Here is a 21735-nt window from a genome sequence, read left to right on the forward strand (position 1 = left end):
TTCAAGCCACCAGATTACGGCCGCCGATGTGAAAGACGCGGCCACGGCCAAGCAGAATGGCACTCAACCGGTCCTGATTGAACAGGCCCGAAAACGCGCTGTCGCGGATGTTCAAACCACCGGTATACGCGCCGAAGGACGGCAGGATCATCCGCGTTCCGTCAGTCACGAAACAGGGTCTGCGAACGTGCTTTGAGCGGCGGATGATTTTCCCCGAGGGGTGAAGGTGGCCGGCAATTTCTCCGCTCCGCTCTCCGGCAAGCGGCTCGTGGCGGAAGGTCAGCCCCCCGACCAGCATCTCCCGCGCACCGATACCGCCCAGAGTGTGCGGCGGTGAAGGGTCGTGATTGCCGCAGATCCAGACCCACTCGCGGCCTTTCATCAGATGGCTCAAGGCATCGTGGTCGCGCTGGCCAAGACGCAAGAAAGCGGTCGTGTCGTGAAAACTGTCGCCCAGTGAGATAATGCGTTGGGGGTTCCAGTGAGCGACACGCTGGGCAAGCCGCGAAAGCGTCGCCGCCGTGTCGTAGGGCGGAACGAGCATTCCGCGGCTGGCATGGGAAGAACCCTTTTCAAGATGCAGGTCGGAAACGATGAGCGTTTCCTTATCGGCCCAGTAGACACATCCCGCCCAATCGCAGGTCAGCCGTTCACCTGCAACGACCATATCAATACAAGCTGCGCGTTCCTCCAAGGGTACCGCCAATTTCGCTGAGCCCGAAGCCGATCCCATTGATTTGCCGCATCTCCGTCATGACGGTCAGCCAAGACCGGCCATCAGTTCTTCTTCCAGTTCGTCGGCAGCTTCGGCAAGCAGCGCTTCCTGCGCATCGCCGGCAACCGATTCCTTGCCGATCTCCAGCATCAGGGGAACCGCCAAGGGTGAAATACGGTCGAGCCTTTTGTGAACCAGATGTCCCTTGATTCGCCTCAGCATATCGTCAAGGCGGCGCACATCCAACAGGCCATATGCCGCCTCCTGCCTTGTGGCCTGCAGGAGAATATGGCCGGGTTCATGTTCGCGCAGGACATCGTAGATAAGATCGGAGGATACCGTCATCTGCCGGCCCGTCTTCTCCTTGCCCGGATGGCGCTTTTCGATCAGCCCGGCGATGGTGGCACAGTGGCGGAAGGTGCGTTTCAGCATGAAGGATTCGTCCAGCCACGCTTCCAGGTCGTCGCCCAGCATGTCCTCGTCAAACAGGGCTGAAAGCGACATCTCGCCCGTTTCGACCATGCGGCCGAAATCGCGCAACCCCCAGATGCCGAGAGCATAGTCCGTTGCCACAAAGCCGAGCGGTCTTGCCTTTTCCCGTTCCAGGCGGCGGGTCAGCAGCATGCCAAGGGTCTGATGCGCCAGCCGGCCTTCAAAAGGATAGGCGATCATGTAGAACTTGCCTCCCCGTGGGAAGGTTTCGATCAGCAGGTCTTCCTTGGCGGGCAGAATGGATGCCGATTTCTGGATACGCAGCCAGTCGGCCACCTGATCGGGCAGGCGGGCCCATTCGCCGGGACTTGCAAGCATGGAGCGAACCTGATCGGCAAGATAGGTCGACAGGGGAAACTTCCCACCGGCATAGGCCGGAATTCTGGGATCGCTACCTTCGGCATCGCTGACAAAGCAGGTTGCTTCCGAAATGCCTTCAAAACGCACGGTTCTGCCTGCAAAGATGAAGGTGTCGCCGGAGGCAAGCGATTCAAGAAACCCTTCCTCGATCTTGCCAAGCTTGCGTCCGCCCCGGAACGTTCCGGCACTGCGCAACGCCTTTCCGCTCATCCTTGTCAGCCGCACCTCCAGCATGGGGGCCTCGATGATCGTACCGGCATTGAGACGGTATTGCTGGGCAAAACCGGGATGGGAAATTCGCCATTTGCCATCCGCTGTTTTGCGGATTTTCGCGTACCGCTCATAGGTCTTCAGCGCATAGCCGCCGGTTGCCACAAACGCCACTGTCCGGTCGAATGTCTCCCGGTCAAGGGCCGCATAGGGCGCTGCCGAGGTTACTTCCGAAAACAGGGCGTCGGCATCGAAGGGTTCTGCAACCGCCATGCCAAGGATGTGCTGGGCAAGAACGTCCAGTGCGCCTTCGCGAAGCGGCGGCGTGTCCTGAGCGCCCAGATAGTTGGCATCGAGCGCTGCCTGGCACTCCAGCACCTCGAAACGGTTGGCCGGAATAAGGATCGCCTTCGAGGGTTCATCCATGCGGTGATTGGACCGGCCGATGCGCTGGGCAAGCCGGCTGGCCCCTTTCGGCGCTCCCACATGCACAACCAGATCGACATCGCCCCAATCAATACCAAGGTCCAGTGTGGAAGTCGCAACCACCGCGCGCAGCCGGTTTTCCGACATCGCCTTTTCGACCTTTCGGCGCTGGCCCACATCAAGCGAACCATGGTGCAGCGCAATGGGCAGGACCGCTTCATTGATGCGCCACAGTTCCTGAAACAGAAGCTCGGCCTGGCTTCTGGTATTGACGAACAAAAGCGTCGTCCTGTGCTGTTTGATCGCCTGGTAAATCTCCGGCATGGCGTAGCGGGCCGAATGGCCCGACCAGGGCACCCGTTCGTTCGACTTCAAAATGGTGATCTGTGGCTGCGCGCCGCCGGTTACCTCGATCAACCCGGCTTCACGGATTTCACCATTGCTTTCCTGTGGCACGAGCCAGCGGCAGAGTTCTGCCGGATCGGCGACCGTGGCGCTAAGCCCGATGGTCTGCAGCTGTGGCGAGAGGCGATGCAGGCGTGCCAGCGCCAGCGACAGCAACTGGCCCCGCTTGGACGTTACCAGTGAGTGCAGTTCGTCCAAAATCACATAGCGCAGATTCTTGAAAAACCGTGCCGAGTCTTTGGAGGCGATCAGCAGGGAAACCTGTTCCGGCGTGGTTAGCAGGATATCCGGCGGTGAGAGTTTCTGGCGCTGGCGGCGGTGGGGCGGCGTGTCGCCGGTGCGCGTTTCCAGCGCGATATCCAGACCCATTTCCGAAACCGGCATGGCCAGATTGCGCTGAATGTCGACCGCCAGTGCCTTGAGCGGTGAAACATACAGCGTGTGCACGCCGGCAAAAGCCTCGCCAGGCTTGCGCCCGGGCCTTGCATCAAGGGCAACGAGCGAAGGCAGAAAGCCGGCCAGGGTCTTGCCGGCGCCGGTGGGTGCGATCAGCAGGGTCGAGTGGCCATCCATCGAACGCTGCAGCAGTTCGGTTTGATGAGGTCTTGGCTGCCAGCCATGCTGCGCAAACCATGCCGAAAAGCGCTCCGGCAACGGGAGCTCTGGCAAAGGCGGATTGGCTGTCGGCTTCTTGTTCATCGCATCCACCATAGGCAGATGCTGTGCTGCGGTCGACACCTGCTTGCAAGTGCGTGACCCGGGCTGTTTTGGCCCTGTAACAAAAGGTGATTGAACCGCCTCAACCCCTGCCGCATTGATTCAGTTGAGATGATCTTTCAATGGATCAAATTGAAACAAAAGGAGTAGTAAAGTGGCGGCAAATTGGATGAAAGCGGCAGCTCTGTCTTTGACTCTCGCACTGGCAGCCTGCACGTCGGTAGACCGTGACAACGCAGTCATTGGCGGCGCGGCTGGTGCAGCCATTGGCGGCATTGCAAGCGGCAGCCTGGAAGGGGCGGCAGTCGGTGCTGCTGTCGGCGCGGGAGCAGGGGTTCTGATCGGCAGGGTCGCGAATTCGCTTAACGATTGCTATTATCGTGACCGCCGCGGCAGACGCTATGTTGCGCGGTGCCGCTGAAACAGTCCTGACCCTGATCAGGAATAGGCAGCCATCAGGAATACGATGGCATGGCAGACGGCTGCTGCCACGGTCAGCATGATGCGAAGCGGGGCAATCCAGCGCGGCAGGCTGCCGGAATGCGCTGAAAAACTGTCCCAAACGCCCTGGACGCAATAGGCGATCAACAGAATTGCCAGTGCGGCGGGGCGGCTGAAAAACACCGTTGACCATGCCACTATTGCCGGAAGCACGGACCATGCGAGTATCATCGGGTGGTCCGGCGTTTCCCCGTCTTGCGCCGGCAGCAGGGCATATCCCCAACGAATGCCGCCCAGAAACGATAAAACGATCATGGAATAGCTGGTGAATATTTCAATCACCGGTCCTGCCAGCGCGTTTTGTCTTCCCAGCAGCAGCAATAAAACCGCGCAGGCGGCAAAGGGCAGAAGGCCCGCGATACCCAGCACATGGGCCAGATATTTGCGATCCTTCAGAATATTGTTCATGGTTTGGGGAGGTACCGTTCGCATGGTTTTACCAGGCATCCGTCAGTGTTTTGCCGTTCTGGATGCCAACGGGTTCAGACAGCCTGGGCCGACAGGGCTTCAAGCAGGCCGGGAGAGACGCGCCCGTCTACAGGCAGGCCGAATTTCTTTTGATAATCCCTGATGGCCTCTTCCGTCTTGGCTCCCATAATGCCGTCTGCCGGTCCCGGATCGAAGCCAAGTTTGGTCAAAATGGCCTGGGTTCTTCGTATCAGCTCGGTTTGGGGCAGCGCTGCGCGCTCCAGACGGCTGCCGGTCTTCCAGCTTTCCTCCAGCGAAACGGTATTGGCTTCGCGGTTAAGCGTTTTGGGTTTCCAGATTTCTGCTTCGCCGCGGGCTTTTTCAAGCTGCTCCGGCCGCATGTTCTTGGCAACCGTGTCCCGCTTCGCTGCAGCATCGTTGTCGCCGCCCTTGGCAGCGATGGCGAACCACTTGTAGGCTTGTTCCAGATCGGCTTTGACGCCCATGCCGCGCGTGTAGAGAATGCCAAGGTTGACCTGACTGTCCTTGACGCCGAGATTGGCAGCCTTTTCGAACCAGCCAATGGCTGTTTCCATGTCGGGATCGCTTCCCAGCAGACCCTGAACATTGAGCACGGCAAGATTGTGCATCGCAAGCGCATTGCCGGAGGCTGCAGCCTTTGAATACCATTGAGCTGCCTTGCCTGTATCTGCAGTCACCCCGTGACCTTTTTCGTAGAAGTTGCCAAGCCGGTACTGGGACGGAGCATGGCCCAAATCGGCCGCTTTCTGATACCATGCCGCCGCGGTTTTCAGATCGCGGTCAACGCCATCGCCTTCCGTATAGCGCCGGGCAATCTCGAACAGCGCATTGCCGTTGCCATTGGCTGCATCCTGCACCAGATCGGAATTCGCAAGTTCCTTCGGCATGCCGTCCGGAATGGAAATCCTGGCATTGCCCGCCGCCATAGCCGGTACCGTGTCCGCACTGCCTTCCTGCAATGCGGGCATGGTGGCAGAAACCTCGTCATCAATGCTGGCTTCCGGCATTTCTTCAACGGGCGCGCTTTCCGGCGCTTCGGCCGTCCTTGCATCGTCTGCCGGCCGGATTTCATCGGTTTCAGCGGTGTCTTCGCCAACTGCCGCAATTTCAGGTTCGCCGGCCTCTTCAGAAGACAGAGGCCGTTCCTGCGGTGTGATCTGTGAAATCTCGGTGTTGCTCGAACTGCCGAGAAACTTCGGGACGATGGCCCAGCCGGCATAGGCCAGCGCTATCACGGCAACCGATGCCAAAAGTGCCTTGCGGCTGAAAATGGAAGGTTTGCCGGAAGAAAAACGCTCAAGACCGCTGGTCTTTTCTCCGCCCATTGAATTGCGCTCACGGGCGGAATGGGCTTGTGCGGAAGCTGCCTGGGCCGCACGGCGTGCGGCAGCCATCAGGTCGTTAATGCCATCGTCGTCGCTGGAATCTTCCAGCTCGGGCTCGTTCTTGGCGCGCTTGCGGTTGGTGGCGCGGCGCACGAGGGATTCAAGGTCCGGCATGCCCGAACCTGGCTCCAGGGGAACATCTTCTGCTTCGGGCGCTGTGACCTCGCCAGCCTGTGCCATTGCAACGGATGGATGGGCATCGGACGGATGGGCATCGGCTGGATGGATCGGGTCCGCATCAGCCGGATGGGCGGGGTGTTCGGAAAAGGCGCCGGTTGGCTCTGCCCCGACTAGTGCCTGATCATGCTCGGGCGCCAGTGGCGGAACCTCATCCACCTGTGGCAGCTCGCTTTGGGAAAACACTTCCTGCGGAGCTGCCTGGGCAGCCTGAAGGGTATCGGGGGTGTAAGGTGTCTCGGCTACCTGCGCCGCGCCGAGGCCTTCAAAAGACCCATCGTTTTCCTGCTGGGCCGCTGGCCAGGTTTGCACCGTCTCTATCTGATCGAGCCTGGTGGATATGGTCTGGATTGCCTGAGCAATTTCTTCCAGGTTTTCAGTGCCACGATCGCCACCGGCGCTTGCTTCACGGATCTGGCGGAGTTCGGCCAGAACTTCATCAAGCTGGGAGGCATGAACAGCATCCAGATTTGCCGCGTTTGCGCCGTCCTCTGGCCCCTGTTGTGCGGCCTGAGACGCCATGTCGATCACGATATCACGGCTCGCAGCGATCTGGCTTTCGATGTTTTCGAGCCGTTCGGCAATCGAGCCTGGCAGAGGGGGCTGCGGGTCGCCTGTTTCAGGATCAACCGAAGCGCTACCCAATTGCGAGATGATGGCCGAAATCTGGGATTCAAGACCGGCAATGCGGTCATTGCCGCCATTTGCAGCAGCCGGGTCGCCGTCATAATCTTCCTGTGCGGCCTGTACGGCCAGTTGTTCAATTGCCTCAACGCGCCCAACCAGATCCCGCAACACGGCGAGCACTTCATCGCCGTTTCGATCAAGGCTCTGGGCGGCTCCTGAAACGAGATCGTCCAGGCGGTCCGCCAGCGCAGTAATTCTCTCTTCCAGCCCGGCCATGTTATGGGCCGGCTCCCCCGAACTTCCCGGCTGTCCATACGCTGCCCCGCCGGCCTGCAGCGCCTCAAGATGCTGCGAAAGACGGGCCAGTTCCGCCGCGACGGTTTCCTGATGACTGGCCATGTCGGCAAACTGGGAGGTGTCCGGTGATGAAGCAATGGCTGCCGGTGCAGCCTCCACGGCCTTTGCCAGACTTGCAAGGCGCGCTTCAATCCGCTCCAGGGCATGATGTTCTTCGCCATCAACGGCAGAAACCGACATGGAGACGACGGCGCGTGCCACTTCCTCGATGCGGGTGGCCAGTGCCTTGAATTCATTTGAGTAATCCGGAACGCTGATGTCTGGAAGCTGCGGCAGTTCATCGCCGCGCTGGGCCAGCACCTGATCAAGCTTCTGGACGATTTCCGAATAACCGTTTTCGATCGACCGGGACACGCCCGAAAGATCGACCTGGGAAGCAGGCGCCGATTGCATTTCTGCAATCTGGCGAATGCTGTTGTTCAGGTTCTGCAGTTCCGCCTGCATCCGGTCGGCATAGTCAGGGTGCAGGTTCTGGCCATTCTGGATCGCGGCAACACCGTCGGCAATACGCTTGAGATCATGGTCAAGGGAATGACCCAGCTCCTGCTTGAGCTGACTGATGCCACGGTGAATTTCCTGCTGGATTTCTCCGGCCAGTGGCGGTGCGCTGGCTGTTACCTGTGGCGCGGAGGGAGCGCTGCTGCGGGATGCTGCCGAGATCCGCCGCGACAGCTGGTCGAGGGACCTGTGAATATCCTGAAGGTTGGGTGCAGATTGCGGTCTGCCGTAGGAAGTCTGTGCGGGAGCAGGCTGCGCGTGCGCCCTGCCGTCAGAGCGCGGAAACGCGGGGCGTGGGGAAGGCTCACCACCAGCCGGCTGATCCTGATTGCCGTCTCCGGAGATAATCGCGTCGAGATGAGAACGAATTCTACTCATGTTACGTTCAACGGCCCCTGCTGGCTAGTGACGTATCCGATCCATCTTCCAGATCCGTTGCGGTGGCATTTCTTCGATCCGTGAAGTTCATCCGAAAATACGTCCTAAACTGGCTTGCGAATCAAAAACGTCGCGCAACGCCTCTGTAGGCACCACCTTTCACAAAACAGGGTAAACAAGCCGTTAATGGTTAACGATCAGATGATTAAGGTCGTAAGCCACACCCGAACCGGAAATTTCCCGCAACCGGTTGATGTGTCGGGGTGCCGCTGCACAGAAGCAGCCAAGATGGGTTGAAACGGTTTGCAGCGATGTTTACGTGGACGTTAACGTAATCATGCTGTTTTTTTGGCTGAGTCACCGTCACTTTTCAGAGCTCGGCCAGAAAACAGGCAGGCAGATCAAGGATAAACCATCTTCAGCCTGAAGGCCCGCTACAGGTTTCGTGCAAGGTGACTGGTTCAACCTATTTGTCAGCAGGACCTAATCACCATCATGACACTTGAATACTTGCGCCACGACATCAATGCCCGTACGTTAGGTCAAGTGGGGAAACGGGAAGGCAGCCCGTTGGTCTGGATCTGCGGAATTCGGCTTTTTGTGAGGAACAGCAAATGCATCCACATGCCCAAACCGGCAACCTGATCGGATTGGTGAGAGATGAGACCGGCGACGATGCGGAAACCATGTACCGCATCGGAGAACTCTCCCGTGAATTTAGCGTAACCCTGCGTACGCTGCGGTTTTACGAAGACCGCAATCTGTTGTCGCCCAAACGCGTTGGGTCGACGCGGCTTTATTCTGCCGCCGAAAGGGAACGGCTCAAACTGATTCTGCTGGCCAAACGGTCAGGATTTTCGCTTGCCGAAATCGAGGAAATTCTCGAAGTGAACGACCAGGATCACCTTACCCGTGAGGCCACGGAAAAGCTGATCAACAAGTTCAAACGGCAGGTTGGCGTCCTTACAGAGCAGAAAAAGGAAATAGACGAAGCGCTTGATGAGGTTGCTGAAACCATCAGCTATCTGGAAAGCCGCCTCTAGAGTGTGTCCGGCTCAAACGATTGCAGAAAACCCGATACATTCATGATGTTAAGTGCCCGGCTGTGGTGTCTTTTGCGTTCTGGCTTCATCGAAATCCTTGCGAGGTGGCAAGGCACCGCGCTGCGGTGTTCTCCTCACCAGAAACGAAAAATCCATCCATGCAAACTGCTTCCATTTAAACCGGGCACGCTCTAGATTTGCCTTTCGGCTTCAAGCGCCTCTTCGAAGCCGACTCCCAAAACCCTTGAAAGCGAACGGTCGCTGCGGCGGTTGGAATAGCACATGGTGCCCGTCATGAAAGGCGTGTCCATTCCCTTGCCGGTAATGTCGTAGGAGTTTTCGAACTTCACATCCGGTGCCTGTTGTCCCAGCGTTTCAAAGTCGATCAGCACAAGCTGGCCATCCACCAGAAAGAAGTTTTCTGCGTGGACGTCACGATGGGCATGACCGGCATCAAAGATATCGCGAAGGACACGGACTGCTTTTGCGGCAACCTCTACCCTTTGATTGCGCTCCAGGGTTTCCGCTATCCGGTCGAGGCGCAGTGCCTGCGGGTAAAAATTCTCCAAAATCCAGTTCGGGCCGGTATCCACCCAATTGGGTGCCCAGGCTTTTCCTTCAAACAGCTCAACGGCGCGCATCTCCGCATTGTAGGCCTTTCTGGCATCGGGATGATCGCTGAACAGTTTCAGCACGCAGGGCTTTCCATCCCGGAACACCAGGTAGCTTACGGCGCGCTTTCCGCGGTGAAGGCGCAGTTTGATGGTCGGATCTCCGCGGTAGCCCTGTTCGACACGGGAACGGATTTCCTCAACCCGCGAAGGGCAGCATATTTCGAGATATTCCCAGGCCTCGATCTCGTCATCGGCGCTGTGAACCGGGTTGGTCCTCAGCCTTGAAGGCAGTACCCGGTTAATCCCCTTCCTCAACAGTGCCTTTATTGCCACAGAGCGGGCGTTGAGCGCATAGGGCTGGGCCCGTTTCAGTTCTTCGTCGGGGGGTTCGGGAGCATAATCGCAGGCAGCAATGACGGCATAGGGCTTGCCGCCTGAAACCGGGTACGGCCCCTTGTTCCAATTGCCGCCCCGAATGCGGGCCGATGCTGCCTCCCGCTCTTCTTCGTTCAGTTCATGAACCATTTTGACGTCGAAACCGTAATAGCGCAGGTTGGCGGTTATCCAGGGCAGCAGATTGCGCTCTTTCGCCCACTCGCGCACCACGAAGACACTGAGTTCCCGGTCGACGGCAACGCCATGATCGCCCAGCAGGAGTTTCAGAACCGGCCTCGTTCCCGATAGTTTGCGGATCGTATCGGTGGCCGGCGCCCAATCGCGTTCTGTCAGGAAGCGGTGCAGGCCGAACAGGGACAGTTCCACCTTCCAGCCGAGTTCATCGGCCAGTGCTCCCAGCACAGCGGCGTAGTCGTGATCCTCGATTCTTTTCAACGGTTCACCGCCTGCCTCCAGCGGCAGGCCTGAACCATGCGCCTTGTGATAGACGGCGTGATAGGCAAGCGACAGGAAATGGCGCTCTGTATCGGGCGCCTTTACCAGGTCTTTGACCATCCGGGTATGGGCAAGAATGTCGGTGGCAAGGCGCTTTTCGTAATAGGGAAGGCCTTCAAAGTTGCTGCCAAGGAGGCCGCCGGCCGAATAGACATCGCATTTGATTGCCCCGCGTTTTCGGTGGGGAATGAAGAGTGTGTCGAGGAATTCCATGTCCTCATCCGCAAACAGCAAATCGATGTCTTCGCCCGAAGCAACGTAAGGCAGTTCGTCGAACCAGCGCAGCGCTGCGTAGGAGATGCCGTTTTCGTTGAGTTTCCGGAAGAAGCCTTCCACGCCCAGCTCGGCCGGAATGTAGCGGCGTTTGCGGCGCTTCGATTTTTTTGAGCGTTTCCCCACCTTGCCCTGGGGCTTCAGCTCGATCATGCGGCGAACCGTATTCTCCTCGAACGGCAGCGGCGCAGCATTGTTCATGTCCCAATTGGGCGTGCCATCTTCGAAGGTATGGCGAATACGCTTCGGCTTTCCCTTTACCCGCCGAAACCCCCACTTGCCGTCCTTGAAGACGTAACCATAGCGGAAGTTCAGCAGAACCGGATTGACGACACGCGCCAACAGAAGGTTCAGCTTCTGCTGGCGCTTGGAAAGCCATGTCTTCCTTGGAACCAGTTCAGATTGCAAACGCTCGTCCCCGGGCACTACGTCTCTCGATGCGGCGTCCTTTCCCGCTGGGTCTGGCGCCGATTTTCTTTTCCCGATGCAATAGACTCTGGAATTTTGAATTGAAAGGGGTAGCGGCCATATCCTTCCATGCAGCGCGCGGCTCGATGGATTGAATTGGGCCGGAGGTATCGGGAGGGTTTGTGGGCTTTGCCGATTTCGCCGGAGGTGGAATTGCGGTAGACGGTGTTTGATGCACAACTGCCAGTACACGATGCCATTGCACGATGAATAAGCGCATGAAGCCGGGCAAAACTCTCGCCAGCGGAGCAAATCCGCCTGTTGCTTTGCCGACGGTGTACATTCCGGCGCGGCGAAACGGCCGGCGGTTCACCGTGGTCTCAAAGGTTTTGAGCGCGGCGGGCATCCATCATCGGGCGGTATTTCCCGCGCTGCGCCGTTTCAAGCTTGGCAGGCTTGAGCGATCTGCCATCGAAAGCAGGTTTTGTATCGCTGGCTGGCGGCTGCCTTCCAGCCCCTCTCTGTTGATCACCGATCAGCCGAAAGCTGCTGCAAACGCCGACAAGGTTATCGAGATTTCCTATGACCTTCCAGGTGCGGCCGGACGCCGGCTCACGCCGGATGAAGTCTTTCATCCGATCCTGTTTCATCCCGATCAGATCAACGATCAGGCCTATGTCAGGGCAGCAGCCCTGTCACAGCACAAAAAGCGCCCGCTCACCATGCTCTTTGCCGGCAATTGCGACCCGGCAACCTATGATACACCGCAGATGGACAGTGAATTCGGCCTTCTGAACCGGCATGAATTGCACCGGCTGGTGCAGGCGCTTCCCGAAGACAAGACAGTTTTTCCAAAAACTGCACAGGAACTGGCCGACCTGATCAACGGTGCTGAGAAGAATAAAAAACCGTTGAAGAAACTTGTCTGGGTCGACACGCGGGACTTTCGCATTCCCGCCGCGCAATGGTTCGATCTGACCAGCAAGGCAGGCTTTTTCCTGTGCACGCCGGGTGCCCGCTATCCCTGGTGCCAGAATCTCAATGAGGCAATGGCCTGCGGCACAGTGCCGGTTCTGCAATATCCTCATCTTTACAATCCCGCGCTGCAACAGGGCGGCTGTGCGCTTTCCTTTGCCGGAAAGAGTGATTTTGGGACCGTCATGCAAGAAGCTCTGACGATGCGGGAAAGCCGGATAAAGCAATTGTCCGCCAACGCGCTGCAGTACCACGAGGGCCATCTTTCCCTTGGGCGTATCGTCTCTGTCATTCGGGCGTTCATCGAAGACCCGGAGCGCAGGAAACTGGTCTGGTATCTTGCCGGAAGGCCGTGATTTGTGTCGCAATCCCGGGAGTGGATATTTTCCCGCCCGGTAAAAAATTTACCAATTGATAAATTTTTTGACCTGTGCCTATACTTGCCCGAGGAGAGCCGCTTCGGCGGACTTGGCAGACAGCCTGTCAGGAGGAGCATCAATGGCAAGCAACCCAGGTAAATCGGGAACCCCGAAAGATGGTATCGCAGCCGCGCGGTTAGAGCGCAGCGAGATAGATCAGAACTTTGCTGATCTGCACCCCCGCTTGACCACCACGAAGCACTGGTTGCCGCCGACCGCTGCTATTTCTGCCACGATGCGCCCTGTGTGACAGCCTGTCCGACCTCAATCGATATTCCGATGTTTATCCGCCAGATCGCTACCGGCAATGTTAAAGGATCGGCGAAAACGATCTTCGACCAGAACATTCTGGGCGGCATGTGTGCACGGGTTTGCCCGACGGAAACCCTGTGTGAACAGGTCTGCGTGCGGGAAATTGCAGAAGGCAAGCCGGTCAAGATCGGCGAGTTGCAGCGCTATGCCACCGACCATGCCATGCATGAGGGAATACAGTTCTACAAACGCGCAAAGGCAAGCGGCAGGAAAGTTGCCGTTGTCGGCGCCGGGCCAGCCGGCCTTGCCTGCGCCCACCGCCTTGCCATGCATGGTCACGAGGTGACGATCCTCGAAGGCAGGAAAAAACCGGGCGGGCTCAACGAATTCGGCATTGCCGCCTACAAGACCGTGGATGGCTTTGCCCAGGCTGAAGTGGATTATGTAACCGCCATTGGCGGCATCGACATTCAGTATGGCAAGAAGCTGGGACAGCAAATTCATCTCGCCGATCTCGCATCGAAATATGATGCGGTGTTTCTCGGCATGGGGCTTTCGGGCGTCAACGCCCTGGGACTCAAGGGCAAGGAACCTGATGGCGTCGAGGATGCTGTCGACTTCATCGCAGCCCTGCGCCAGGCAGAGGACAAGTCGAAGATTCCCGTCGGCAGGCGAGTGGTGGTGATTGGTGGTGGCATGACGGCCATCGACTGCGCCATCCAGGCAAAGCTGCTTGGCGCCGAGGATGTCACCATCTGCTACCGGCGTGGAAAGGAGCAGATGAATGCCTCCGAATATGAACAGGAACTGGCCACCTCGAAGGGCGTGATCATCCGCCACTGGCTGCAGCCTGCAAAGCTCAAGAGCAAGGGCGGCAAGGTGACTGGCATCGAACTTGAATACACGCGCCTGGCAAAAGGCAAGCTGGAAGGCACGGGCGAAAAACTGAAGCTTGCTGCTGACCAGGTTTTCCGGGCCATCGGTCAAAAGCTCACCGACAAACACCTCAATGGCAGCAGCGCCGGCATCAGGCTTGAACGCGGCCGCATCAAGGTGGACCGAGAAGGCCGCACCTCGATGAAGGGGGTATGGGCCGGTGGTGATTGTGCCGGCGAGGGTGAGGATCTGACCGTGACGGCTGTTGCACAGGGGCGCGATGCGGCCGAGAGCATTCACCGGGCACTTTTGGGCTGAGGAGGAGAGCCATGGCTGACATTTCCAACAATTTCGTAGGCATCAAGTCTCCCAATCCGTTCTGGCTTGCTTCCGCCCCGCCAACCGACAAACAGTACAATGTGGAGCGCGCTTTCAAAGCGGGCTGGGGTGGCGTGGTATGGAAGACTTTGGGTGAGGAAGGCCCGCCCGTCGTCAACGTCAATGGTCCGCGCTATGGCGCGATCTGGGGCGCGGACCGGCGGCTGCTTGGCCTCAACAACATTGAACTCATCACCGACCGCGACCTGTTCGTGAACCTGCGTGAGATCAAGGAAGTCAAACGCAACTGGCCGGACCGCGCTGTGGTGGTCTCCATCATGGTGCCCTGCGAGGAGCAGGCCTGGAAGAAGATCCTACCGCTGGTGGAGGACACCGGCGCTGACGGCATCGAACTTAACTTCGGCTGCCCGCACGGCATGAGCGAGCGCGGAATGGGGTCCGCCGTTGGCCAGGTGCCCGAATACATCGAGATGGTGGCGCGCTGGTGCAAGGCCAATACCCGCATGCCGGTCATCGTCAAGCTGACGCCGAACATCACCGACATCCGCTATCCGGCGCGGGCCGCCAAATCCGGCGGGGCCGATGCGGTTTCGCTGATCAACACCATCTCCTCGATCACCGGCGTCGACCTCGACACGTTTTCGCCCGAGCCCTCAATTGACGGCAAGGGCAGTCATGGCGGCTATTGCGGTCCTGCAGTCAAGCCCATCGCGCTCAACATGGTGGCCGAGATCGCCCGCGATCCCGAAACCGCCGGCCTTCCGATTTCGGGCATTGGCGGAGTCACCACCTGGCGTGATGCTGCCGAATTTATTGCACTGGGGGCAGGCAATGTCCAAGTCTGCACGGCGGCCATGACCTACGGTTTCAAGATCGTCGAGGAGATGATTGCCGGGCTTGAGGCCTGGATGGATTCGAAAGGCCACAAGACACTTGATGACATCACCGGCCGGGCAACACCCAATGTTACCGACTGGCAGTATCTCAACCTCAACTATGTCACCAAGGCGAGCATCGATCAGGACCTTTGCATCAAATGCGGCCGTTGCCACATCGCCTGCGAAGACACGTCCCACCAGGCCATCACACACATGGTCGATGGTGAGCGCCGTTTTGAGGTGATCGACGAGGAATGTGTTGGCTGCAATCTTTGCGTCAATGTTTGCCCGGTCGAGGGCTGCATTACCATGGAACCGCTCGATGCCGGTACCGTGGACAAACGCACCGGCGAGAAGGTGAAAAAGCAATATGCCAACTGGACGGAACATCCCAACAACCCGTCCAGGGTCGCCGCTGAGTAATCAAACCCGGTTTTGGGTTTCCTCCCGGGAGGGGGCGGGTGCTGGCGGGTCTGTGCCGGGCCGCCCGCCTCCTCCACGGTTCTTACAGTCGAAAACCAGGCCGGAGTCAGCCTTGCTGAAAAAAACCAAACCGGCTTCGCAAACAAACCCAACAGCAAACGCGAATTCCACTGCCCATGCCACGGGAAGGGACAAATGGCTCGGCCATCTGGCCATGTTGCTGTTTGCCGTATTGATTGCCGGATCGTTTTCGATCGGCGATCAGGCCGCCCCGCACATTGCCCCGGCTGCGCTCAATTCGGTTCGCTTTTTTCTTGCCGCACTGCTGATGGGAATTGCGGCATTTGCCCTGACCGGCAAGATTCCCCGCTGGCCGCAATCGCCGTGGCGTTTTGTCGTTCTCGGTGGCCTGATGGCGGTCTATTTTGTGCTGATGTTCGTGGCGCTTCAGATCACCGGCCCGGTTTCAACCGGTGCCGTGTTCACACTTATCCCGCTGATGAGCGCGGGGTTCGGATGGCTGTTCCTGCGGCAGAAAACGCGGCCTACCGTCATGCTCAGCCTGCTGGTGGCAGCCGCCGGCGCCATCTGGGTGATTTTCCGCGGGGATGTTGATGCCATACTGGGTTTTGAGGTCGGGCGGGGGAGGCAATCTTTCTTGTGGGCTGCGCCTGCCATGCCGCTTACGCCCCGCTGGTGCGCAAATTCAGCCGTGGCGAGCCAACGGTTACCTATTCCTTCTATACGCTCGCGGCGGTCTGTCTGTGGATAACGCTGGCAGGACTTCCCGACCTCGCGGCAACCGGCTGGATCGCACTGCCTGCAATTGTGTGGATCGCCATTGCCTACCTTTTCATTTTCACAACGGCGCTGACCTTCTTTCTGCTGCAGTTTGCCGCCCTGCGCCTGCCGGCATCCAAAGTGCTGGCCTATGGCTATCTGACACCAGCCTTCGTGATTGTCATCGAGGGTGTGATCGGCCATGGCTGGGCCACTTTTCCGGTTCTTGCCGGTGCGCTTGTTACCGCTGCCGCGCTGCTGGTGCTGGCCTTCGCGCCAGACGGTTGAGGCATTTCACGATTATGGCTTCAGTCCGCCGAGAAAAAGCTGGTCGAGATAACGCGCCGCATCCTCGAACCGGCCCTCGCCGGAGCGCTTTGCGCCCAGCACAGCACGGACCTGGACATCAAAATCAGCATAGTGCTGCGTGGTCGCCCAGATCGAGAAGATCATGTGATAGGGGTCAACCCGGGCAAGTCTGCCGTGTTCTATCCAGCCGCTGATGACGCTTGCCTTCTCATCGACGAGCTTTTTCAGATCATTGAGTTCGTCGGGGATCCGTGGCGCTCCTTGCAGGATTTCATTGGCGAACAGACGCGATTCGCGGGGGAAATCCCGCGCCATTTCAAGCTTGCGGCGGATATAGCTGCGGATCTCCGTGAGGGGGTCTCCCTCCGGGTTCAGCCTTTTTAGGGGAGCAAGCCAGGTTTCCAGCAGCCGGTCAATCAGCATGCGGTGCATGATTTCCTTGTTGGGGAAATAGTACAGCAGGTTGGGCTTTGACATGCCGGCCTGTTCGGCGATCTGGTCAATGGTCGCGCCGCGAAAGCCGTGAGCGGAAAAAACTTCCAGGGCAGCTTCGAGTATCAACTCTTCCCGTTCGGCCTGAATCCGCGTTCTGCGGCGTGTCTTGGCTGCTCTGGGTACCGCTACCGGCAATTTCAAGTCTCCCTGTACATGCAGCCTTTTTGCCGCCTGGCTTTCATCCATTCAAAGAAAGTGCTTCAAAGCGGCATTTTACACCTTGAGAGTCAAAGCGGAACCTGTAATCTTTACCAACCGGTCAATTTTTTGAGGAGGGGAATTTGCCGCCGGCCAGAGTAAAAGCAACAGCAACGCTATTGGTGGATGACGACCGGGTACGGGTCACCCGCTTCGACTTTGCTCCGGGCGCAGAAACCGGCTGGCACCGCCACGAATACGATTACGTCGTTACCCCCGTAACCGAATGCCGCATGCTGCTGGAAGAGCCGGATGGCGCAAGCCGCGAGGTGGCAATGCCCGCCGGAGCAGCCTATCGCAGGATGGAGGGCGTCGAACACAATGTCATCAATGCGGGCAGCAAACCGATGACCTTTGTCGAAACGGAATTGAAGTAGGAGAAAACCCATGGCAGCGCCTGGCGAAAACCTGAAGATAAATGGTGACCGGCTTTGGGATTCCATCCACGAGATGGCAAAGATCGGCCCCGGCATTGCCGGCGGAAACAACCGGCAAACCGTGACAGACGAAGACGGCGAGGGGCGCAAACTGTTCCAGAAATGGTGCGAGGATGCCGGTTGCACCATGGGCGTCGACGAAATGGGAACCATGTTCATGACGCGGCCGGGCACCGATCCCGATGCCCTTCCGGTTTACGTCGGCTCACACCTCGACACCCAGCCGACCGGCGGACGTTATGACGGCGTGCTGGGCGTGCTCGCCGGACTGGAAATCGTCCGCTCGCTCAACGACCTCAACATCAAGACCAGGCATCCCATTGTGGTCACCAACTGGACCAATGAGGAAGGCACGCGCTTTGCCCCGGCCATGATGGCATCGGGTGTCTTTGCGGGCGTCCTTGAGCAGGATGATGTCTATCAGCATACCGATGCCAACGGCCTGAAGTTCGGCGATGAACTGGAACGCATCGGCTGGAAGGGAGAGGAAGAAGTCGGCGCCCGCAAGATGAAGGCCTTTTTCGAGCTGCACATCGAGCAGGGGCCGATCCTGGAGGCCGAAGGCAAGGACATTGGCGTTGTTACCCATGGCCAGGGACTGCGCTGGATCGAATGCACCGTCACCGGCAAGGAAAGCCACACCGGTTCAACGCCCATGCCGATGCGCAAGAATGCCGGGCGCGGCCTGGCCCTGGTGACCGAACTGGTGCATCAGATCGCCATGGATAATGCACCCAATGCGGTGGGTGCCATCGGCCATATCGACATCTATCCCAATTCGCGCAACATCATTCCGGGCAAGGCGGTCTTCACCGTCGATCTGCGCAGCCACGAACTGGACCGCCTCAACGGCATGGTCGACCGGCTGATGAAGGAGGCGCCGGCCCTGTGTGAAGGAATTGGGGTTTCCTTCGAATGCGCGATCGTCGGGCAGTTCGATCCGCCGGAATTCGACCATGGCTGTGTCAAGGCGATCCGCGATGCTGCAGAACGGCTTGGCTATTCGCATATGGACATCATCTCCGGCGCGGGCCACGATGCCTGCTGGATCAACCGGGTGGCGCCCACGGCCATGGTGATGTGCCCCTGTGTCGACGGATTGAGCCACAATGAAGCGGAGGAGATTTCCAAGGAATGGGCAGCCGCCGGTGCGGACGTTCTGTTCCACGCGGTGGTCGAAACAGCGGAGATCGTGGAGTAATTGATTGAAGGATTTGCTTGCCAACGCCCGTTGGATGGATGGCGCCGTTTGGACGGTGCTGATGATTGCGCTTTGGTGCGCCTATGAATTCGGCTATCGCGGCGTTGCTGCCGATGCCCTGACCATACTTCAGATCGTCGTGGTCTGGGCACTGGCAGGGGCCGGATTTGCCATATTGTCGGGTTGGTTTGCCCAGCGCGCGAAGCAGAAGAAGGATTAGCAGGCGGCGCTGCCGCCGGACAGATTGACAAGGGAGGAAACCATGTCCAGCACGGTTATCAAGAACGGCACCATCGTTACCGCCGATCTCACCTACAAGGCGGATGTGAAGGTTGAAAAAGGTGTCATCACCGAGATCGGGCCGAAGCTTTCCGGTGACAAGGAGCTGGATGCAACCGGCTGCTATGTGATGCCGGGCGGCATCGATCCGCACACCCATCTGGAAATGCCCTTCATGGGCACTTATTCGACCGATGATTTTGAATCCGGCACGCGGGCAGCCCTTTCCGGCGGCACGACCATGGTGGTTGATTTTGCCCTGCCATCCCCTGGCCAGTCGCTGCTGGAAGCGATCCAGATGTGGGACAACAAGTCGACCCGGGCCAATTGCGACTATTCCTTCCACATGGCGATCACCTGGTGGGGTGAGCAGGTTTTCAACGAGATGGAAACGGTCGTCCGCGAAAAAGGCATCAACACCTTCAAGCATTTCATGGCCTACAAGGGCGCGCTGATGGTGAACGACGATGAAATGTTCGCCTCCTTTCAGCGCTGCGGCGAGTTGGGGGCCATTCCGCTGGTCCATGCCGAAAATGGCGATGTGGTTGCCACCATGCAGGCAAAACTGCTTGAGGAAGGCAATGACGGGCCGGAAGGCCACGCCTATTCACGGCCGCCGGAAGTGGAGGGCGAAGCCACCAACCGGGCGATCATGATCGCCGACATGGCGGGTGTGCCGCTTTATGTGGTGCACACCTCCTGCGAACAGGCCCATGAAGCAATCCGCCGGGCACGGCAGAAGGGCATGCGGGTGTGGGGTGAACCGCTCATCCAGCACCTGACCCTTGATGAGAGCGAATATTTCGACAAGGACTGGGATCATTCCGCCCGCCGGGTGATGAGCCCGCCCTTCCGCAACAAGCAGCATCAGGATTCGCTCTGGGCAGGCCTGCAGGCCGGTTCTCTTTCAGTGGTGGCGACCGATCACTGCGCCTTCACCACCGAACAAAAGCGGTTCGGTGTCGGCGATTTCACCAAGATACCCAACGGCACCGGCGGGCTCGAGGACCGCATGCCGATGCTGTGGACCCATGGGGTCAATACCGGGCGGCTGACTCCCAACGAGTTTGTGGCAGTTACCTCCACCAACATCGCCAAAATTCTCAACATCTATCCGAAGAAGGGCGCAATCCTGGTCGGGGCCGATGCGGACATTGTGGTCTGGGATCCCAGTAAGGAAAAAACGATTGCTGCCAAGAACCAGCAATCGGCGATCGACTACAACGTGTTTGAGGGCAAGCATGTGAAAGGCTTGCCGCGCTATACCCTGACCCGCGGGCTGGTTTCTGTCGAGGACGGCGAGGTGAAAGCCAGGGAAGGCCATGGCGAGTTCGTCAAGCGTGAACCGTCGGGCCCGGTCAACAAGGCGCTTTCCTCCTGGAAGGAATTGACCGCACCACGCAAGGTGGAACGCACCGGCATTCCGGCAAGCGGGGTCTGACCGTATGGAGAAAGTCGCAGTCGTTACCGCCGGTGGGTCCGGCATGGGGGCAGATGCCGCGCGGGCGCTGCACGATGACGGGTTCAACGTCGCCATTCTGTCTTCCTCCGGCAAGGGGAGGCACTGGCGAAGGAGCTTGGCGGTTTCGGTGTGACGGGATCCAACCAGTCCATGGATGATCTTCGCCAGCTTGTTAACGGTACCATGGAGCGCTGGGGCAGGATTGACGTTCTGGTGAACTCGGCTGGCCACGGGCCGCGAGCGCCCATTCTCGAACTGACCGATGAGGACTGGCACCGCGGTCTGGATGTTTACATGCTGAACGCTGTGCGCCCCACGCGGCTGGTTGCTCCGGTCATGGTCAAACAAAAGCAGGGTGCGATCATCAACATCTCCACCTTTGCCGCCTTCGAGCCGGACCCGGTCTTTCCCACCTCCGGTGTGTTCCGGGCAGGGCTTGCGGCCTACACCAAACTGTTTGCCGATGCCTATGCAGCCGACAATGTGCGCATGAACAACGTGCTGCCGGGCTTCATCGACAGCCTTCCGGAAAAGGAAGAGTTTCTCTCGCGCATCCCGCTGGGGCGCTACGGATCGTCGCGTGGAGAAATCGGCGCGACCATTGCCTTCCTTGCGTCGCCGGGAGGCGCATACATTACAGGGCAGAACATCCGCGTCGATGGAGGGATAACACGGTCGGTATGAGCAACGTTATTTCCGCAAACAACCTTTCGCTCACCTTTGAAACCAATGACGGGCCGGTGCATGCCCTGTCGAATGTCGATCTTGAGATCGAGAAAGGTGAATTCGTTTCCTTCATCGGGCCGTCAGGCTGTGGCAAGACGACATTTCTGCGCGTCATTGCCGATCTGGAAAAGCCGACGGGCGGCGAAATAACCGTCAACACAATGACGCCGGAGGAAGCGCGCAAGTCCAGAGCCTATGGCTATGTTTTCCAGGCCGCATCCCTGTTTCCGTGGCGCACGATCGAAAGAAACATCTCCCTGCCGCTTGAGATCATGGGCTATTCAAGGGCCGAGCAGGCTGAGCGGGTAAACCGCACGCTGGAGCTCGTCGATCTTTCGAATTTCGGCAAGAAATATCCCTGGCAACTGTCGGGCGGCATGCAGCAGCGTGCCTCGATTGCCAGGGCGCTTGCCTTTGATGCCGATCTTCTTTTGATGGACGAACCCTTCGGTGCGCTTGACGAGATCGTGCGCGATCATCTCAACGAGCAATTGCTGCAGTTGTGGGACCGCACCAACAAAACGATCTGCTTCGTGACGCATTCAATTCCCGAGGCAGTCTATCTTTCGACCAAGATCGTGGTGATGAGCCCGCGGCCTGGCCGGGTGACCGATATCATCACATCCACCCTTCCCAAGGAGCGGCCGCTTGACATTCGCGAAACACCGGAATTCCTCAAGATCGCCCACCGCGTTCGCGAGGGCCTGCGAGCGGGGCACAGCTATGAGGAGTAAAAAGTTCCCCTCACCGCCTCGGCAT

General features: G+C 58.6%; 17 protein-coding genes and 2 pseudogenes. 13 read left to right on the forward strand and 6 right to left on the reverse strand.

What is annotated here, in order from left to right:
* Nucleotide 1 precedes the first annotated feature (1 nt).
* Entirely contained in the window at nt 2-667 is a 666-nt protein-coding gene (gene pdeM, locus BVL55_RS02145; RefSeq protein WP_075995526.1) for a ligase-associated DNA damage response endonuclease PdeM, read from the reverse strand.
* Nucleotides 668-760: 93 nt separating this feature from the next.
* Nucleotides 761-3307 carry a ligase-associated DNA damage response DEXH box helicase gene (locus BVL55_RS02150; protein ID WP_075997827.1) on the reverse strand — a complete coding sequence of 849 codons (2547 nt, stop codon included), beginning with the start codon at nt 3305-3307 and terminating at the stop codon, nt 761-763.
* Nucleotides 3308-3494: 187 nt separating this feature from the next.
* On the opposite strand from BVL55_RS02150, the gene BVL55_RS02155 reads away from it, so the two are divergent.
* Nucleotides 3495-3746, forward strand: coding sequence for a YMGG-like glycine zipper-containing protein (locus BVL55_RS02155; RefSeq protein WP_075995527.1), 252 nt, complete (start codon nt 3495-3497; stop codon nt 3744-3746).
* A 17-nt stretch (nt 3747-3763) separates the two neighbouring features.
* On the opposite strand, the gene BVL55_RS02160 is transcribed toward BVL55_RS02155, so the two are convergent.
* Together BVL55_RS02160 and BVL55_RS02165 are read right to left on the reverse strand one after the other, a co-directional pair.
* Complete coding sequence (locus BVL55_RS02160) at nt 3764-4234, reverse strand: DUF3429 domain-containing protein (protein ID WP_075995528.1); 471 nt, start codon at nt 4232-4234, stop codon at nt 3764-3766.
* A 74-nt stretch (nt 4235-4308) separates the two neighbouring features.
* Nucleotides 4309-7698 (reverse strand): SEL1-like repeat protein, encoded by a 3390-nt coding sequence (locus BVL55_RS02165; RefSeq protein ID WP_075995529.1) that lies wholly within the window; start codon nt 7696-7698, stop codon nt 4309-4311.
* A 614-nt stretch (nt 7699-8312) separates the two neighbouring features.
* Between BVL55_RS02165 and BVL55_RS02170 the strand changes: the two genes are divergently transcribed.
* Nucleotides 8313-8741: a MerR family transcriptional regulator gene (locus BVL55_RS02170; protein WP_075995530.1), complete on the forward strand. Its 429-nt coding sequence runs from the start codon at nt 8313-8315 to the stop codon at nt 8739-8741.
* 191 nt (nt 8742-8932) lie between these two features.
* On the opposite strand, the gene BVL55_RS02175 is transcribed toward BVL55_RS02170, so the two are convergent.
* Nucleotides 8933-10927 (reverse strand): serine/threonine-protein kinase, encoded by a 1995-nt coding sequence (locus BVL55_RS02175; protein WP_156892381.1) that lies wholly within the window; start codon nt 10925-10927, stop codon nt 8933-8935.
* Between the two features lie 374 nt (nt 10928-11301).
* Between BVL55_RS02175 and BVL55_RS02180 the strand changes: the two genes are divergently transcribed.
* From BVL55_RS02180 to BVL55_RS16950, 5 genes and pseudogenes are all read left to right on the forward strand, one after another.
* Complete coding sequence (locus tag BVL55_RS02180) at nt 11302-12258, forward strand: glycosyltransferase (RefSeq protein WP_156892382.1); 957 nt, start codon at nt 11302-11304, stop codon at nt 12256-12258.
* A gap of 142 nt (nt 12259-12400) precedes the next feature.
* Nucleotides 12401-13767, forward strand: a pseudogene (locus BVL55_RS02185) (NAD(P)-dependent oxidoreductase).
* Between the two features lie 11 nt (nt 13768-13778).
* Entirely contained in the window at nt 13779-15089 is a 1311-nt protein-coding gene (gene preA / locus BVL55_RS02190) for an NAD-dependent dihydropyrimidine dehydrogenase subunit PreA (protein WP_075995533.1), read from the forward strand.
* Nucleotides 15090-15201: 112 nt separating this feature from the next.
* A complete protein-coding gene (locus BVL55_RS16945) occupies nt 15202-15861 on the forward strand; it encodes a DMT family transporter (RefSeq protein ID WP_244530566.1) in 660 nt (219 codons plus the stop codon).
* Entirely contained in the window at nt 15786-16157 is a 372-nt protein-coding gene (locus BVL55_RS16950; RefSeq protein WP_244530567.1) for an EamA family transporter, read from the forward strand. Before BVL55_RS16945 ends, BVL55_RS16950 begins: the two co-directional genes overlap by 76 nt.
* Before the next feature lie 12 nt (nt 16158-16169).
* On the opposite strand, the gene BVL55_RS02200 is transcribed toward BVL55_RS16950, so the two are convergent.
* Entirely contained in the window at nt 16170-16808 is a 639-nt protein-coding gene (locus BVL55_RS02200; RefSeq protein ID WP_428977269.1) for a TetR family transcriptional regulator C-terminal domain-containing protein, read from the reverse strand.
* A 146-nt stretch (nt 16809-16954) separates the two neighbouring features.
* Between BVL55_RS02200 and BVL55_RS02205 the strand changes: the two genes are divergently transcribed.
* From BVL55_RS02205 to BVL55_RS02230, 6 genes and pseudogenes are all read left to right on the forward strand, one after another.
* Nucleotides 16955-17248 (forward strand): cupin domain-containing protein, encoded by a 294-nt coding sequence (locus BVL55_RS02205; RefSeq protein ID WP_075995534.1) that lies wholly within the window; start codon nt 16955-16957, stop codon nt 17246-17248.
* 10 nt (nt 17249-17258) lie between these two features.
* Entirely contained in the window at nt 17259-18509 is a 1251-nt protein-coding gene (locus BVL55_RS02210) for a Zn-dependent hydrolase (RefSeq protein ID WP_075995535.1), read from the forward strand.
* Between the two features lie 4 nt (nt 18510-18513).
* The gene (locus BVL55_RS02215; protein ID WP_075995536.1) at nt 18514-18729 is read left to right on the forward strand and encodes a hypothetical protein; all 216 of its coding nucleotides are present in this window, start codon (nt 18514-18516) and stop codon (nt 18727-18729) included.
* Between the two features lie 42 nt (nt 18730-18771).
* Nucleotides 18772-20229, forward strand: coding sequence for a dihydropyrimidinase (hydA, locus tag BVL55_RS02220; protein WP_075995537.1), 1458 nt, complete (start codon nt 18772-18774; stop codon nt 20227-20229).
* 4 nt (nt 20230-20233) lie between these two features.
* Nucleotides 20234-20934: pseudogene (locus BVL55_RS02225) on the forward strand (SDR family oxidoreductase).
* Nucleotides 20931-21710 carry an ABC transporter ATP-binding protein gene (locus tag BVL55_RS02230; protein ID WP_075995538.1) on the forward strand — a complete coding sequence of 260 codons (780 nt, stop codon included), beginning with the start codon at nt 20931-20933 and terminating at the stop codon, nt 21708-21710. The pseudogene BVL55_RS02225 and the gene BVL55_RS02230 overlap by 4 nt, the downstream one beginning before the upstream one ends.
* Nucleotides 21711-21735 lie beyond the last annotated feature (25 nt).

The organism is Salaquimonas pukyongi, assembly GCF_001953055.1.
Classification (GTDB): Bacteria; Pseudomonadota; Alphaproteobacteria; order Rhizobiales; family Rhizobiaceae; genus Salaquimonas; species Salaquimonas pukyongi.

What these genes read in the sequence shown, in the direction of transcription:
- pdeM (WP_075995526.1), bottom strand. Translation starts at nt 667, where the DNA reads ATGGTCGTTGCAGGTGAACGGCTGACCTGCGATTGGGCGGGATGTGTC.
- BVL55_RS02150 (WP_075997827.1), bottom strand. Translation starts at nt 3,307, where the DNA reads ATGAACAAGAAGCCGACAGCCAATCCGCCTTTGCCAGAGCTCCCGTTG.
- BVL55_RS02155 (WP_075995527.1), top strand. Translation starts at nt 3,495, where the DNA reads ATGAAAGCGGCAGCTCTGTCTTTGACTCTCGCACTGGCAGCCTGCACG.
- BVL55_RS02160 (WP_075995528.1), bottom strand. Translation starts at nt 4,234, where the DNA reads ATGAACAATATTCTGAAGGATCGCAAATATCTGGCCCATGTGCTGGGT.
- BVL55_RS02165 (WP_075995529.1), bottom strand. Translation starts at nt 7,698, where the DNA reads ATGAGTAGAATTCGTTCTCATCTCGACGCGATTATCTCCGGAGACGGC.
- BVL55_RS02170 (WP_075995530.1), top strand. Translation starts at nt 8,313, where the DNA reads ATGCATCCACATGCCCAAACCGGCAACCTGATCGGATTGGTGAGAGAT.
- preA (WP_075995533.1), top strand. Translation starts at nt 13,779, where the DNA reads ATGGCTGACATTTCCAACAATTTCGTAGGCATCAAGTCTCCCAATCCG.
- BVL55_RS02210 (WP_075995535.1), top strand. Translation starts at nt 17,259, where the DNA reads ATGGCAGCGCCTGGCGAAAACCTGAAGATAAATGGTGACCGGCTTTGG.
- hydA (WP_075995537.1), top strand. Translation starts at nt 18,772, where the DNA reads ATGTCCAGCACGGTTATCAAGAACGGCACCATCGTTACCGCCGATCTC.
- BVL55_RS02230 (WP_075995538.1), top strand. Translation starts at nt 20,931, where the DNA reads ATGAGCAACGTTATTTCCGCAAACAACCTTTCGCTCACCTTTGAAACC.